The organism is Confluentibacter sediminis, assembly GCF_003258355.1.
Taxonomy (GTDB): domain Bacteria; phylum Bacteroidota; class Bacteroidia; order Flavobacteriales; family Flavobacteriaceae; genus Confluentibacter; species Confluentibacter sediminis.
Window position 1 is genome coordinate 26875 of record NZ_QKPO01000020.1, and the last position, 14949, is coordinate 41823.

Below are 14949 nucleotides of genomic sequence, written 5' to 3' on the forward strand. Positions count from 1 at the left end.
AAATTTTAGCACACAACCGAATGATTAATAGCGAACAGCATCTGACCATTAAAAAACAATTCTCATGTTCTTTTTTGGCACACAGGAGGTTTGCCAGCTAATTTTTATTATTCTAAAGACTTAATGTAAGAAAATAATAGGATTTTAATAGAATTTGATATGATTTGTATCTATTTGGTATAATAGTTTAAAAAACGTAAAATGTTTTAGCAAATGAAAAACCCCAAGATGCAAAATCTTGGGGTATCCCTTGTTATCACTGTAGCGAGAGGGGGGCACGATCCCCCGACCTCCGGGTTATGAATTGAGAGCGTTGTATCTCGTTTTAATACAAATACCTTTAAAATCAATAATTTAAAGCGCTTTCAATATTCTATGATGTTAAATGATGGCGTTTGATATTATAGAATGTTTTAGCTATGTTTTAGCAGAGCTTTAATTTTAAGAATTGTACATTGATTTAAAATCGACCAGTTATGTCTTCAGTATCTCCTTTTTTGGTCAAAAGACCGAATTCAAAAAATCTGCATCCTATATCCATAAGGATCATTAAGGATAGAAAACCTTCGTATGTTTATTTGGGGCAGGCAATTAAATTGAATCAATGGGATTCTAAAAATGGTCGTGTAAAAAATTCCCATCCAGATTATTTAGAAATCAATCAACTTATCATTAGTAAATTATCCAAAGCGAATAAAAGTTTGTTAAACGCTGAAATAAAAGACGAATATCTATCTTCAAAAAAGATAAAGAAACAAATGGTTTCAAATAATGAAAGTGATTTTTTTAAAGTTGCGAAAGCTTATTTGAAAAATATTGAAAACAGGAATAAATTTCACCAATTGGATATTGAAACTAGGCGAGTAGAAGTTTTTAAAGAATTTCTTAAAAAGGATAAACTGCTTTTTACTGAAATAAATATTGAATTGCTTATGGAATTTGAGAACTTCTTGCTCAGTAAGCGTAATCTTTCTAGACGTACAATTATAAATTACATGATTACCATTAGAACTGTTTTTAATTTGGCAATAACCAATTCTTCAGCGGATGCAAAGTTATATCCCTTTGGAAAAGGTAAATACCCGATAAAGTTTCCTGAAACCCAAAAGATTGGATTAAACATGACTGAAATAACTGCTTTAGAAAATGTTGAAGATCTAACAAAAGCACAAGAATACGCATTGTCTGCATGGTTATTAAGTTTTTATTTTGCAGGAATTCGAGTAAGTGATGTGCTTCAATTAAAATGGAAAGATTTTATGGATGACCGTTTATATTATAGAATGGATAAAAACAGTAAATTGGTATCATTAAAAGTGCCAGATAAAGTTTTAAAAATTTTAGATAAATTAGAAAGGGAAGAGGATTCAGTGTATTTATTTCGGGAGTTGGAAGGGGTGAATATTTCTGATAATAGATTATTAAGAACTAGAATAAAAACTGCCACAAGGAATTTTAATAGACGATTAGAGCTAGTTGCAGAAAAAGCTGGAATAGACAAGAAAATGAGTATGCATATAGCACGACATAGTTTCGGAAATATTTCTGGAGATAAAATTCCTATTCAAATGCTGCAAAAACTGTATAGACATTCTTCAGTAACGACCACTATAATGTATCAATCAAACTTTGTTCAAAAGGATACTGATGAGGCATTGGATAAAGTTATTAATTTTTAGGCTCTTTATATTCATTATTTTATGTGTAATTAGGTTCAAATCCTGTCATCCCGACTTTTTAGTATATCAAATAGAAACAAAATATTTTTAATAATATGATTATCAGTATTTTGTATTTTTAAAGCAATTATTTAATATGAATTGTTTTAAATAAAAAAGTTACCTATTCGGTTACCACCTTTGGAGACCCTATAAAAGGTAACCGAATACCTTGATTTGACTTTTGTTTTTAATGTTTAATTTAAAAATGAAAGATTATGACACATCCAAACACCTTTAGTGTCCTGTTTTGGTTAAAACTGGCAAGTACCAAGAACAGGAAAGCTCCCCTTTATGCCAGAATTACGGTAAATGGGAAACGCTCAGAACTGTCCCTAAAACGAAAAGTCCTTATTTCAGATTGGGATACTACAAAGAACAGGTTAAAAGGCACAAGCGAATCAAACAGATCTGTTAATGCCTATCTAGAGCAAGTTCATGTAAAACTGTTCGAATGTTATCAAAAACAGCAAAACGCTAACAAGCTAGTGACCTCTGACATTATCAAAGCCAATTTCTTAGGAAAAACAGTATCCCACCATGCCTTAACAGATATTATAGCATATCATAACACACACATGAAACATAGCTTGCGTTGGGGAACACAAAAGAACTATTATACAACACATAAGTATATTTTTCTTTTTCTAAAGCAAGAATATAAAACAACAGATATGTACCTATCAGAACTGGGGTATAAGTTCATCCTAGATTTTGAACGCTTTTTAAGGCGTCAGGACAGTATGGGCAATAATACAGTAATGAAACATATAGGACGTTTGCGAAAAATGGTCAGTTTGGCATTTAAAATGGATTGGATAGAAAAAGACCCCTTTATGAAGTTTGAAGCAAAATATGAAAGAAAGGAGCGGGGTTTCTTGACCTTGGAAGAGATGCAACGTATAGAGAATAAAGAGTTTGCAATCCAAAGACTGCAATTGATAAAGGATCTGTTTATATTTAGTTGTTATACTGGTTTATCGTATGGAGATGTGATGAATTTAACAATTGATAACCTATGTAAGGGAATAGATGGCAAACAATGGATATATACCCAAAGAGAGAAAACAAGTATTCCAGTTAAAATTCCATTGTTGCTAAAGGCGTTGAATATTATTAAAAAATATGAAAGGCATCCAAATACGATACACAAACAGACACTGTTCCCAACAATTTCGAATCAAAAACTTAACTCTTATCTAAAGGAGATTGCCGATGTATGTAGAATTCAAAAGAACCTGACGTTCCACATAGCACGACATACCTTTGCAACGACCATAACCTTGAGCAATGGTGTACCCATAGAAACCGTATCAAAGCTATTGGGACACTCAAAGATTACAACGACCCAGATTTATGCAAAAGTGATAGAAAGAAAGGTAAGTGAGGATATGGAACGATTAGAGCAACGTTTTTGATATATAAAGACAAGTTTGAGTTTTTATTTAACTAGATATCATAAAAGGAATAACTAAAAAATCTTAAAATAAAATTCCCTCTAAATGCGCTTCTATTGCAGCTAGAAACGTATTAAAAGGGAATTTTTTGAGATTTTAATAAATGGGCAATTACATTCTTCTGGTATTATTTTTTAAGTAGTTTCTCCAAATACTCGATTTTGTCTTTTTCTGCCTGAACTAGACGTTCATAAAGTTCAACGATTTTCTCCACAGTATTAAAAGTCGGCTGGTAATTTACGGAACTTGAAATCAAAGTAGAATTATCACTACTATTATTGTTATAAGTATTATTAATTATATTAAAAACGGCTTCATCCGAAAAGTTTTCAATACCTTCTTTAGTAACGCCTAAAACATTTGCAATCTGTTCCAGTTTGTCATCTTCAATGGTTTCAGACTGCTCAATTTTAGAAACTGCCTGTTGGCTAATTCCCAGTTCCTCTGCTAAGGTTTCTTGTTTCATCCCCCTAAGCTCTCTGATTCGGCTAATCTTTCTACCGATGTGGTTTGGTTTTGTTGCTGTTTCCATAATCCAAATATAAGATTTTTTCTAAAAATTACCACTCTAGTAAAAAACAAATTCAGGATAGTATAAAACAACTTACTTTGGTTTGGTACACTTGATTTATGCTCTTAATTTATGTAAAGCAAAATATCATGGAAACAAAAACATCAAAAAAAACCGAATTACAAAAGGAACTTTTAGCTCATTTAAAGAAGCTATTGGCATTACATTCAGTATATGTTATCAGTACCATTAAAGAAAGGAAGAGCCATAAGGTTCATCTGATACCACAAAGTAAAAATTCAGAAAGGTTCATCATTTATACGTTACTTATTATCACTTATAGACCCATTTCTAAAAGGCTTGGGGATTTTATGGACGAGGTGTATAATAAAATGCATCAGCGTTGTAAAATCTATCCCATCATGTATGCTTTATCAAACGTAAAAAAACGGTTAAATTATGGCGACGATTTTTTATACAAGGCTATTTTTCATACACCTTGCATATATAGGAATAATGACTGCTTGTCTCAATTCAGTAAGTACTCCATGCCTTTTCATCAAAATGTTTATGACCACATCCAAGAAACTTGGAAGAGCCGTATGGATCGTGCTGGATATCTCCTGTCCATTATAGGCAATATTGAACCAGAAAAAGACACTACTTCTATGATGTCCATAATGCACCATGCCTTAGAACAAATATGTTTAGGTCTTTTATATCTGTTTTGGAAATTTGAGCCACAACATTATTCACTGTCCTATATGTTACATTTATGCAGCCACTTTTGCAGATTGCCAGACACAATTTTCCCTAAAGAGACCTATGGATTACATCGTATGCGCTATATATTATGTAATGTCCATCATATCATGCGTTTCAAGGCACAAAATGAGTTTTCGTATAGAGTTACAGAAAAAGCCCATAATCGCTGTGAACAGTTTTATCATGAAGCTAAGAAACTTGGAGAGGCACAACTGGAATATCTAAAGGAACTACATTGTGACCCAACTATTTAATCAGCAATAATAATAAGGCAATGAAAAACAAACCCAAAAAACAACGCAAAAAGAAGCACGTTAAGAAACTTCAAGAGCTCAATATAATGGCAAAAGAACACTTTAGGTTGCTCAGTCCAACCCCTGAATATGTTTACAGAAAGGGAAACTACCTTAAATATGCCTACATCCGTAATTATGAAGAACTGGGTTACACATTGGAATCTCTTTTAAATGTATGTATCATGGCAATGGACGGTTTTGATCCGAACAATCAGAGAAGGGACATAAAGGAGGCTCACACCCAATTGGCAGATGTATTGGAATTTACCAAGAATTTAATCCCCCATGAAGAATTTGAATTTTTGGACAAATCCCGAAAATTACTGCTTACAAAGAATAAAGAACAATAGTTAAACCCAATTCAAATATAAGAGTCAATGTCCATTGGTTTGGAATTCAAGATGTGTGTCTGTGGACACATTCTTGTTTGCTCCCGAAGGTCGCAAAATAAAAAGAGTATTTATGGGCGAAAGAATAATCGATTTTGAGAATTCCTTATATTAGTTGAGTTTTAAAAGCCCCAACATCTATCGAGCTAATACTATGCAATGTTTTTGGGAAATTGAAAGGTTGGTTTTTACTTTTTTACTAAAAAATTCCTTTATTTCATTTAGCTACGAAGCTTTTTCACTAAAAAGCAGTACACAGATACCCCTTTAAAACTTATTAAGTACCAATAGACTACAATACCAATCAATACAAATTAGTCAAATAATTTTTACTGTAAAAAAAAGCCTGTTTATAAGGCTTACGAGACTTTTTACTGTAAAAAGGGGACAAGAGGTATTTGACAAAGATTAAAACTGTTCAATATTTCCTAAATCATAATAAAAGTTAGGGGTTTGCAGCAAATAAATGTCATTTTAATTGGGTTTTAAGAGGTTTTGCAGCAAATTTAAGATAAATTCGATTATCTATAATTGGTAAACACTTGTTTTTTAAGGTGATATGAACTAGTAACATCGCTCTGCGTGTTACCCTCTTGCTCTACCAAAACTCGATAGGCAGAGCCTATCAAATTTCATAGACAACATGATTAAAAAATCAGTTGCTTTTTTTAAATGAAAAGCGTTCTAATTGCTAATCCTAGATAGTAAAAAGCAATGATTGTCAGTAACTATCTAATAGGAATTATCTTTAACACACATTTATAACCACAAGTTTAATAGATACTAAAAACCTTTACTGGATAATAGGTAAAATTGATAACCTTAAGTTTCTTTTCTAATAATTAAAATTTAGTCATTCTAACAATAAGACTATTATAAGTCCATTGAATACGTTATCAAAAAGTAATATATTGCATACATAAACAATATAACTACAATTGGATTGGTATTTATTGTAGTTATACAATTGTTAGCAGTAACCTTTAAAAAATCAAGATAGAATATTTGATCATGAAGAAATTCAAAATTTTACTTTACTTGTTTTTTGTCATAACCTTAATCTCATGTAAAAATAAATTTGATAAAGCTGGCTGGAATTATTCGGGTCCAGATACTGGTGACCTTAAAGAATATCCATATCGAGATAGAATGGTTGACGATCTTTTAGAAAATTACACTATAAAAGGATTATCTAAAAAGCAAGTGTTTGATTTGCTTGGCGAGACTGAAGTTGTAGACAATACAATATATTACATTATTTTCATCGATTTTGGTTATGACATTGACCCAGTTCATACTAAGCATCTTGAAATAAAATTTAATGAAAAAGGAATTGCCGAGAGTGCTAAAATTGATGAATGGGAAAAATAAGGCTACTGCTAACACCGTATATAAAAAATTGCTAGTTTTACCTAAACCAATGTTAGTTGCTCGTTTGCTTGCATCCGATTTTCCTTCGGAAAATCCTCGCACACAAACACGCAACTTTCCATATACAAACACGTTAGCACCAATACTGAAATGACGAACACCAATTCATATTTTGAAATTAATGACAATGTGAATTTCATCCGAATCGACATCATTGGACTGAATTTCCCAGATGCTGAATTAGATTGGGATAAAAACTCATTGAATTCAATGATTTCTGTAAAAGTCGGTGCTTTTTCTGGAAAGTTCAAAGCTGACTTAATGACTTCCGATTTTGAAATATTTAAACGAGAACTTAAAATAGTTTATTCGGAATTGAATAGAGGCGCAACATTTGAAGGAATTGAAAGTCAAGTTACGATTCATATAAAAGGCGACGGAATTGGACACTTAAATGCAAAATGCTGGCTTATGGATTATGCAGGAACTGGAAATGAATTAAAATGTGAATTTGATTTTGACCAAACCCAACTTCCAAAATTGATTGACCAACTCGAAAATATAACGTCTGAATATCCAACAACTGGAGAATTAAAAACCTCTTGAAACCCTTTAAATTCAGTCTAACTGGCAAAAAAATTAATACTTTTTCAGGTGATATATGTTTAGTCTAATTTTGCAGTTCTAAAACATATTTAAAATGAGTAAAGAAAAATTAATAAAGGTTCTGAATAGAATACAATATTCTATAAAGGAAAATTACTTGAATAAAGTAAAAGAAACAGACACAATCGGATTTGAAGAATTGACTTCTATTAGAAACCAGTTCATTCAAGAGAGTTTTGCGAATTATCAAAATGAATATGAAAACGAATTCATAGACAATCTGAATAAAGACAATACCGAATTACTATCTAAAATTCAGGTTTTTGTTACTCGGGAAATTTACAAATTAGCGTACGATGAAAAATGGAATATAGCATAAGTACAGGTGCTAACGTGTATAATTAATTGCTAGGTTATAGCCTACTTGGAAATTCCTGCGGAATTTCCTCTGGTTCGTTTCCTTTTTGCTAAATTAGTTGCTTAACCACGCAACTAACCATACACAAACACGTTACCAGCCATTAAAAAAAACAGATGAGAGGATTTGAAGCATATAATAAATTCAAGACTGACTTAAAAGACTCAAGACAGTTATATGATATCACTTATCATTTGTATCAAACTGAAACAATTCGACTTGATACTGAATTAAAAAGTGGAAATGAAGTAAACCCAACTTTAAAAACGTCAATTGGTTCAGTTGAACATAGCCCCACTGCCCTTTATCGAAGATTACAAAATTTATATCCTTATAAACTTAGACAACTTATTTTAATTTCAAGTATAACTGCACTTGAAGTATATTTTACTGATGTCATTTTGGAAATATTTAAACGGGACATTACTCCATTTAAAGTAAACGAACCTGTAACATTTCAAAAAAATTATTTATTAAGTGTTGCTAATATTGCTAAAATTCAAAATGATATTATTACAAAGGATTTCAGAAACTTAACGAGTGGTGGACTTAAAGAAATTGACAAATACTACAAAAAAATGTTTGAAATTGATATTAAAAACCTTGGTATCAATTTTCAAGAAATTGAAGAAATACATATTAGAAGACATTTATTTGTTCATAGAAATGGTATAACCGATATGGAATACGTTAGTAAATTTCCACATTTAGGTTATAAAATAGAAGAGCAAATCAAAATTGAACATGACTACTTAGTTAATGCTTTAAATAAATTATCTGAATTTGCAGGATTAGTAAATAAAGAGATTTTGAAGAAATATCCTGACATTAACAGGACTCCTAAATATCATATAGGTACAAAATCATTCGACCGAGACCATATAAAATTAATGATTGAGATTAGTATATTGACAGATAGTTTTGATGTAGTTTCATACTTGAATACTTTAAATGTTAGAGGTCAAAACTTATCAGATTATATTGTTCAAATAACAACGATAGATAATTCATGTCTTTTATTTCTTTCTGGTAGGCAAGCAGACTTGTCTAGATTCTACAAACCAATAATTGAGCATGAGAGCATGATTATAAATAAAACGATAGAAATAAAGAAATAACGGCTGGTAACAATGTATAAAAATAATAGCCGAAATAGTAGTAAATTCAAGGTTTGTAGCCCGCTTCAACTTTCTTGTAACTTGACAGGAAAGCGCCACGCAATCGGCTACTATTTTTATACTCACCGTTAGCAACAAGCTGAACAAATCAAGAAAATGAAGTTATTAATTTGGACATTATTACTTTTTACAAACATTTTGATTGCTCAATCAAACGAAAAATTCCTTACCGACTTTTTACTTGAAAGTGAGCTGAAGTCTGAAAATGTTTTGGACAATTACAGTCAATTTGACTTTTCAAAAATTTGGGAATTAACAGAAAACAATAATGTTCTCGGAATTATAGGAAAAGAACATCAAAGATTAAAAATCAAACTGATTTCAATTAAAAAAGACCAAAAAAATCCAAATGAATATCTTGTATTTGGAAAGTCATGTGTTAAAGGCACAATCTGTGATTTTAATGGAAAAATAATTCTGACAGAAATAAAAGAAGTAAAAGAATTACACTTCGGAGTTGACGATGAATATGCAGACAAAGGAATTAAATCACAAGGAATTTTAATTGCTGATTACGAATTCAAAGAAAACTCGGAACAGAAACATAGCGGAATTTTTAAAGGCAGACTCTATTCAAAATGGTATTTGAATTCCAAAAATCAAATCGAATACGACAATATTGAATTCATTTCAGATGGATATACAAACAATGCGTTTGTTGGAATCTGGAAAAGCTACACAACCGACAAAGAAAAAATTTGCAATTGGGCTGATTATAGAATTCCTAATACGAATCGAGATTTTGACATTGGAGCAGGTGAATTTTCACCGAGCGAAAAGTATTTCGACAAAGGTTGGTCTGATTACAAACCAATGGAAATTGACGACTGGTGGAAATAAAGCCAGTTGCTAACAAAGCCATATAAAAATAATGCTTAGTTTAGTGCTTAATTAAAGGTTAGTGCGTTTTGCTTGCTTATTGATTTTCCTTCGAAAAACCTCGAACACAGAACCGCACTATACAATCACGTTGAGCCTCATACAAAAACAACCTAAATAAAATTTAACTAAACCGATTAATGGCAGTTTTAAACCAGTTTCAACAATATTCACAAGGAGAAAATACAGTTACAAACAATGTTCTGTTAATGCTTTCAAACCTTTACGAAATTAACCCTAAATATTATGAAGAATACATTCGCGGACTAACAGAAGATGCTGATAGATATGAAGTAATTCCATCTTTTCTCCAGCAGGTAAATAATAGAGGAAACGGAATAATTGATGGACACATTCAGGTTCGTGCATCGAAAATAATCATTGAGACTAAATTACACGGATTAGAATGGATTGACAAACTATTAAAATATTCAGATAGTTTTGATGAAAACGAGTTTAAGTTACTTTTTCATTTAAGCTCTAAAAAATATTCGCAACAGCAAATTGCCGAAATAAATGATCGGCTAAAAGAGAATAAGCTTATAGGAAATATTAACTTTCATTCATTAACTTATCAGGATTTAGTTGACCAACTTAAAGAATTAGCAAATAACTACCAATTTGAACATTATCTCCAAAGGCTTAATGAACACTTTGAGAGTTACTGCTTGGGAATGGCATTAATGCCAAAAAGCAATCACGTTTTAAGAGCAATGGCTTGTGGTCAATCATTTGACTTGAACGTAAAATATAAATTTTACTTCGATTTAGCTTCAAGAGGTTACAGCGATTTCAATTATTTAGGAATCTACAAATGGAAATCAGTAAGATATATCGGAAAAGTAGAAAATATGATCGTTGCGAATTGGGACGAAACCAATGGATTGGAGATTTTGGAGCAAAAATTTGAGTTAACAAATGACCAAAGAGAGCGATTGATTAATGCAATAAAAGAATCCGATGAAAATGGTTGGGGAGTAGAAAGTGAACACCGATTTTTCTTGTTAAAAGATTTTGAAGAAACTGATTTTGGAAAAACAACCCCAGGCGGAATTTTTAGAGTTAGGTATTTTAATTTAGAAGATTATATTGGGAAAGTACCAAAAAAAATGAAAGAGATTGCTGAAATGCTAAAATCAAAATCTTGGAAATAAGTATGAACGCTCAAGCCGTGTAAAAATAATTGCTTGGTTCTTGTCAACTAGGAAAATCCTACGGATTTCCCTCTGGTTCGTTCCATTTTTAGTAAGTTAGTTGCTTGCACATTCAACAATCCTTACACGTGATAAATTAAAGATAACCGTTAGCCATTATGAAAAATATTGAGGAAGTTAAAGTAAAAGAGATAAATAAAAATAGATTTAATATCTATATGCTCTTTACTCGTCATCCTTTTATAAATCTAATTGCTAAAGAAATTGGATATTATTCAAATGAAAACAACTCTATTTTAAGTGTTTTACTTTTTGATAATTATGACAAAGATTATAATTATGTATTAATGGCTCGTGATGAAAACAAACAATTCAGAGCTTTTGAAGTAAAACATAGCTTTAAAACTAAAGAAGAGGCAATAAGTGCTTTAACTAATTCAATAAAATGGCATACATCACAAAATGTAAATGTAGTTGAACAAGGAGCTTTCAAAAAAGGACTTGAACTTTTCAAAATTGTGGTTGGTCAAGAAAAACTTCACCCATATTTTGTTCGATTAAACAATGACAAAGGACTAAAAGCATCTAAAAATGCAATAATTGAAATATCAAATCATTTAGATGATATCGATGGGAATTTTATAGAACAGTTTCAGTCATTAAATGGTTTTGATGCTAGAATTTGGGAAATTTATCTTTTTGCTTCACTAATAGAGTCACACTTTGAAATAATTAGAGATTATAATAGTCCAGATTTTTTAGTTAAAAAAGATAATATCGAAATAGGAATTGAGGCTGTAATCGTCAATCGTAAAAATAACCCACCAAAATATTTATTTCATGATGATAGTATAATTACATCAAGCGAAATAAAAGAAAAATTAGAAAATGAAACTCCTTTAAGGTTTGGAAGTGCATTATTCTCAAAATTAAGTAAAGAATATTGGAAATTAGAACATTTAAAAAACAAACCACTAGTGTTTGCTATTGCTGATTTTCATGATAATGCTTCAATGACTTGGTCTTTTTCAGCTCTTGTTGAATATTTATATGGTAAAAAGGACATCTTGACAATTGACAAAAATGGAGAAGAGAAAGTTGAAACAATAATTGTGGAAGATTATGTTAAGGAAACTGGAGCAAAAATACCTTCTGGTTTCTTTCTACAGGAAAATGCAGAGAATGTAAGTGGTATATTGTTCTCCTCAACTGGAACACTTGGGAAATTCACTAGAATGGGAATCGAAGCTGGTTTCCGAGAAAAAGGACAAGTTGTAATTAGGGTTGGAGATAAATATGACCCAAACCCTAATTCTTTTAGACCTACTTCATTTATGTATACAGTAGATGAAAATGGGAATGAAACTTGGTCACAAGGACTTAATCTTTTCCATAATCCAAATGCCAAATTTCCTATTGATATGAAATTATTTCCAAATATTGCACATCATAAACAAGAAGGAGACGAATTAATAAGTCGGATTCCAGAATTTCATCCATATTCATCAATGAATTTTAATACAGTTGTCCAAGATTAGAGAATAATTATGGTTAACACCGTAAAATTAATTGCTAGAACAAACCTAAGATTCTCCTCCTTCATTCCGTTTTTTGCTAAATTAGTGGCTTAACCACGCAACTATCATTGTAAGCTTCCCAATAATAGAACTGTTTAATGTCTATAGAATACCGTAGGTTGACCATATTGTTGTTAAATAAAAATAAATCATTATACTGAAAAGATGAAAAATGAAAGTCTAATAGAACAAGAAGGTCTTGCTTTGATTGAGCAAATGAGAAATCGCCCAGGAGAAATTATTTTGGATGAGCTAATTCAACAGGCATTTAAAATTTTTGCTAACAAATTAGCTAATGGTGGAATTATTGCTGAGAACGAATTTGCATTTCAATTTGAATTAGGAACAATATTGAAAACTTTGGGACAATTATATGAGTTCAAACTTGAAGATAAATTCCACTTAGAATTTGAAACAAATATTTTGCTAAATAAAGAAAGTTCTAAAAGCAAAACTAAAAAAGCAAGAGTAGATCTTTTGATTAAATACAAACTAGATAATAAAACAACACAAGCAGCAATTGAGTTGAAGTATTTTCGAAAAAAAAACAATCGTGAACCAAATAATAGATATGATATTTTTACTGATATTTCAAATTTAGAATACTACAAAGACAATATTGAGATATGCTATTTTCTTTTAATTACAGATCATCAACATTATGTAGATAAGGAAGCATATTCACCGGATACCTCTGATTTTGATGTAAGACATGGAAAAACCTATAAAGCAAATACTAATTTATCATATCGAACACCAAACAAACCAAAGAAATATGAAACTGACATATTGTTAACTCAGAACTATAATTTTAAATGGAGAACTCTTGGGGATTTTTACTTTTTAATACTGAAAGTCTAAAAATTAGTGACTACTGCCAATAAGCAGTATATAAAAGGACTACATTTAGCTAAATCAGTGTAAGTTGCTTTGTTTGCTAGCTTCTGATTTTTCTTCGGAAAATCCTTGAATACAAACACTTACTTTTAAACACATTGTGATGCATTAAATAAAGACCTGAATGACAAATCAAAGAAAAATAGAAATTTTAACTGAGCAGAAGAAGAAAATCAAATCTTCTAATTGGAGCTACCAAATTTGGTATGCGGAAACCACTAGCATTCTTGAATTAATTTTCATTAAACACGAAGTTAAAAAAAAACAACTAAGTTATATTTTTAAGCGTCCAGGATATAACATATTGGGAATAAATCTGGAAACAGCATCAAGAGAATGTGATGAATTATTGGATGGGTTTATTAACGAATTGAAAATCCAAAGTGAAATTGAAATCCCTCATGCAACAGTAAACGGAAATTATATTAGTCAACAAAGAATAAATGAATTGTCCTCTATAAAATCAGAACTATTTGATTTATCAAAGTTAATTGCTTTATGTAACGAAATAAACATTAATTATAGTAAAAAGAACTTTTATAGTATTGCCATTTTGATTAGGGTAATTATGGATCATGTACCACCAATTTTCGGTAAAAGAACTTTTAATGAGGTTGCAAATAATATTAGTTCAAAAAGTTTAAAAAAAAACTTTATTAATTTACAAAACTCAATGCGGAACATAGCTGACGGTTTTTTACATAAAGGAATTAGAAATCGAGAAGTTTTACCAAGTGAAACTCAAGTCGATTTTAAAGCTGACTTAGACACCTTATTGTCAGAAGTAATAAGACTAATGAAATAAAAAACGAAATCACAACAAGCCGTATATGAAAAATTACTATTTTTAGCTAAACCAATGTCAGTTACTCGTTTGCTGGCTTCTGATTTTCCTTCGGAAAATCCTCGCCTACAAAACCGCACTATTCTTATAAACACGTTGGCAGCAACGCAAAAAAATCAAACTAAAAACTATGGATTGGGATTCATTTTTGATTAATATATATGCTGGTAGTATTTATTTTGTTTTAGGAATTCTTTTTTCCATTTGGTTGATACCTAAATTCACAATTAGGTTATTAAAACAAAAAAATATAATTCATTTTAGAACTAAAATCACATTTATAATATCAGAACTCTGTGACTTCTTAAATCATATGCCAAAGAAGTTTAAAATTAATAATGAATCGACAACATTTTTAGTTAGAAATAGCAATTATCCTGACCTTTATGACTTTGTAGCTTTGTTAAACCAAAATATAATGAAGCCAGCAGCGCCTGAACAACTCAAAGTTAATATTTTGACTACCATACAAAAATATTCGGGAGAAGAACGATTCAATTTTGTAAATGGAGAAGTAGAGAGGCTTAGATCTTTACAAGATACACTTGAGAATATTTTGACATCTCACTCTTTAAATATTGATGATAAAATAATCTCAACTTTGAGTACTCTATGTATTGAAATACGAAAAGTTGTAACTGAATTTAGATTTAATAATGTCTGTGAGAAGTTAACTGGAGAAAAAGAAGGTATTCACGGATCTAATCGAATTGATAAAATATATGATAAGATTATAAATTTACTTTGGTTATTAGAAAAAGAAAACGGAATAAAGAGGGAGTAATACACATCTGCCAAGCTGGATATAAAAAATTGCTAGTTTTGGATAAACCAAAGTTAGTTGCTTTATTTGCTTGCGTCCTATTTTCCTTCGGAAAATCCTCGCCCA

Annotated in this window: 15 protein-coding genes; 14 read left to right on the plus strand and 1 reads right to left on the minus strand. The window is 30.7% G+C overall.

Annotated elements, in window-relative coordinates; translation table 11 throughout:
- Nucleotides 1-476: 476 nt before the first annotated feature.
- Both DKT72_RS16005 and DKT72_RS16010 read left to right on the plus strand, forming a co-directional pair.
- Complete coding sequence (locus DKT72_RS16005; protein WP_111309753.1) at nt 477-1679, plus strand: site-specific integrase; 1203 nt, start codon at nt 477-479, stop codon at nt 1677-1679.
- A 257-nt stretch (nt 1680-1936) separates the two neighbouring features.
- A complete protein-coding gene (locus DKT72_RS16010; protein WP_111309754.1) occupies nt 1937-3136 on the plus strand; it encodes a site-specific integrase in 1200 nt (399 codons plus the stop codon).
- Between the two features lie 166 nt (nt 3137-3302).
- Here DKT72_RS16010 and DKT72_RS16015 read toward each other — a convergent pair whose 3' ends face one another.
- Complete coding sequence (locus DKT72_RS16015; protein ID WP_111309755.1) at nt 3303-3707, minus strand: helix-turn-helix domain-containing protein; 405 nt, start codon at nt 3705-3707, stop codon at nt 3303-3305.
- A gap of 128 nt (nt 3708-3835) precedes the next feature.
- Between DKT72_RS16015 and DKT72_RS16020 the strand changes: the two genes are divergently transcribed.
- The 12 genes from DKT72_RS16020 to DKT72_RS16080 all read left to right on the plus strand — a co-directional run bounded on the left by DKT72_RS16020 (nt 3836) and on the right by DKT72_RS16080 (nt 14844).
- Nucleotides 3836-4705 (plus strand): hypothetical protein, encoded by an 870-nt coding sequence (locus DKT72_RS16020; RefSeq protein ID WP_162623342.1) that lies wholly within the window; start codon nt 3836-3838, stop codon nt 4703-4705.
- Nucleotides 4706-4725: 20 nt separating this feature from the next.
- On the plus strand, nt 4726-5097 hold the full coding sequence (locus tag DKT72_RS16025; protein WP_111309757.1) for a hypothetical protein: 372 nt from the start codon (nt 4726-4728) through the stop codon (nt 5095-5097).
- A gap of 1050 nt (nt 5098-6147) precedes the next feature.
- Nucleotides 6148-6507, plus strand: a complete 360-nt coding sequence (locus DKT72_RS18305) for a hypothetical protein (RefSeq protein WP_162623343.1) — start codon at nt 6148-6150, stop codon at nt 6505-6507.
- Nucleotides 6508-6657: 150 nt separating this feature from the next.
- On the plus strand, nt 6658-7113 hold the full coding sequence (locus DKT72_RS16035; RefSeq protein WP_111309759.1) for a WapI family immunity protein: 456 nt from the start codon (nt 6658-6660) through the stop codon (nt 7111-7113).
- Nucleotides 7114-7207: 94 nt separating this feature from the next.
- Entirely contained in the window at nt 7208-7492 is a 285-nt protein-coding gene (locus DKT72_RS16040) for a hypothetical protein (protein WP_111309760.1), read from the plus strand.
- A 155-nt stretch (nt 7493-7647) separates the two neighbouring features.
- A complete protein-coding gene (locus tag DKT72_RS16045) occupies nt 7648-8649 on the plus strand; it encodes a hypothetical protein (RefSeq protein WP_111309761.1) in 1002 nt (333 codons plus the stop codon).
- 156 nt (nt 8650-8805) lie between these two features.
- Nucleotides 8806-9549 carry a hypothetical protein gene (locus DKT72_RS16050; RefSeq protein ID WP_111309762.1) on the plus strand — a complete coding sequence of 248 codons (744 nt, stop codon included), beginning with the start codon at nt 8806-8808 and terminating at the stop codon, nt 9547-9549.
- Between the two features lie 179 nt (nt 9550-9728).
- Nucleotides 9729-10742, plus strand: a complete 1014-nt coding sequence (locus DKT72_RS16055; protein ID WP_111309763.1) for a hypothetical protein — start codon at nt 9729-9731, stop codon at nt 10740-10742.
- Nucleotides 10743-10900: 158 nt separating this feature from the next.
- A complete protein-coding gene (locus DKT72_RS16060) occupies nt 10901-12280 on the plus strand; it encodes a hypothetical protein (protein WP_111309764.1) in 1380 nt (459 codons plus the stop codon).
- A gap of 204 nt (nt 12281-12484) precedes the next feature.
- Nucleotides 12485-13180, plus strand: coding sequence for a hypothetical protein (locus DKT72_RS16065; RefSeq protein WP_235841747.1), 696 nt, complete (start codon nt 12485-12487; stop codon nt 13178-13180).
- A gap of 160 nt (nt 13181-13340) precedes the next feature.
- Nucleotides 13341-14021: a hypothetical protein gene (locus DKT72_RS16070; protein ID WP_111309765.1), complete on the plus strand. Its 681-nt coding sequence runs from the start codon at nt 13341-13343 to the stop codon at nt 14019-14021.
- A gap of 169 nt (nt 14022-14190) precedes the next feature.
- On the plus strand, nt 14191-14844 hold the full coding sequence (locus tag DKT72_RS16080) for a hypothetical protein (protein WP_111309767.1): 654 nt from the start codon (nt 14191-14193) through the stop codon (nt 14842-14844).
- Nucleotides 14845-14949 lie beyond the last annotated feature (105 nt).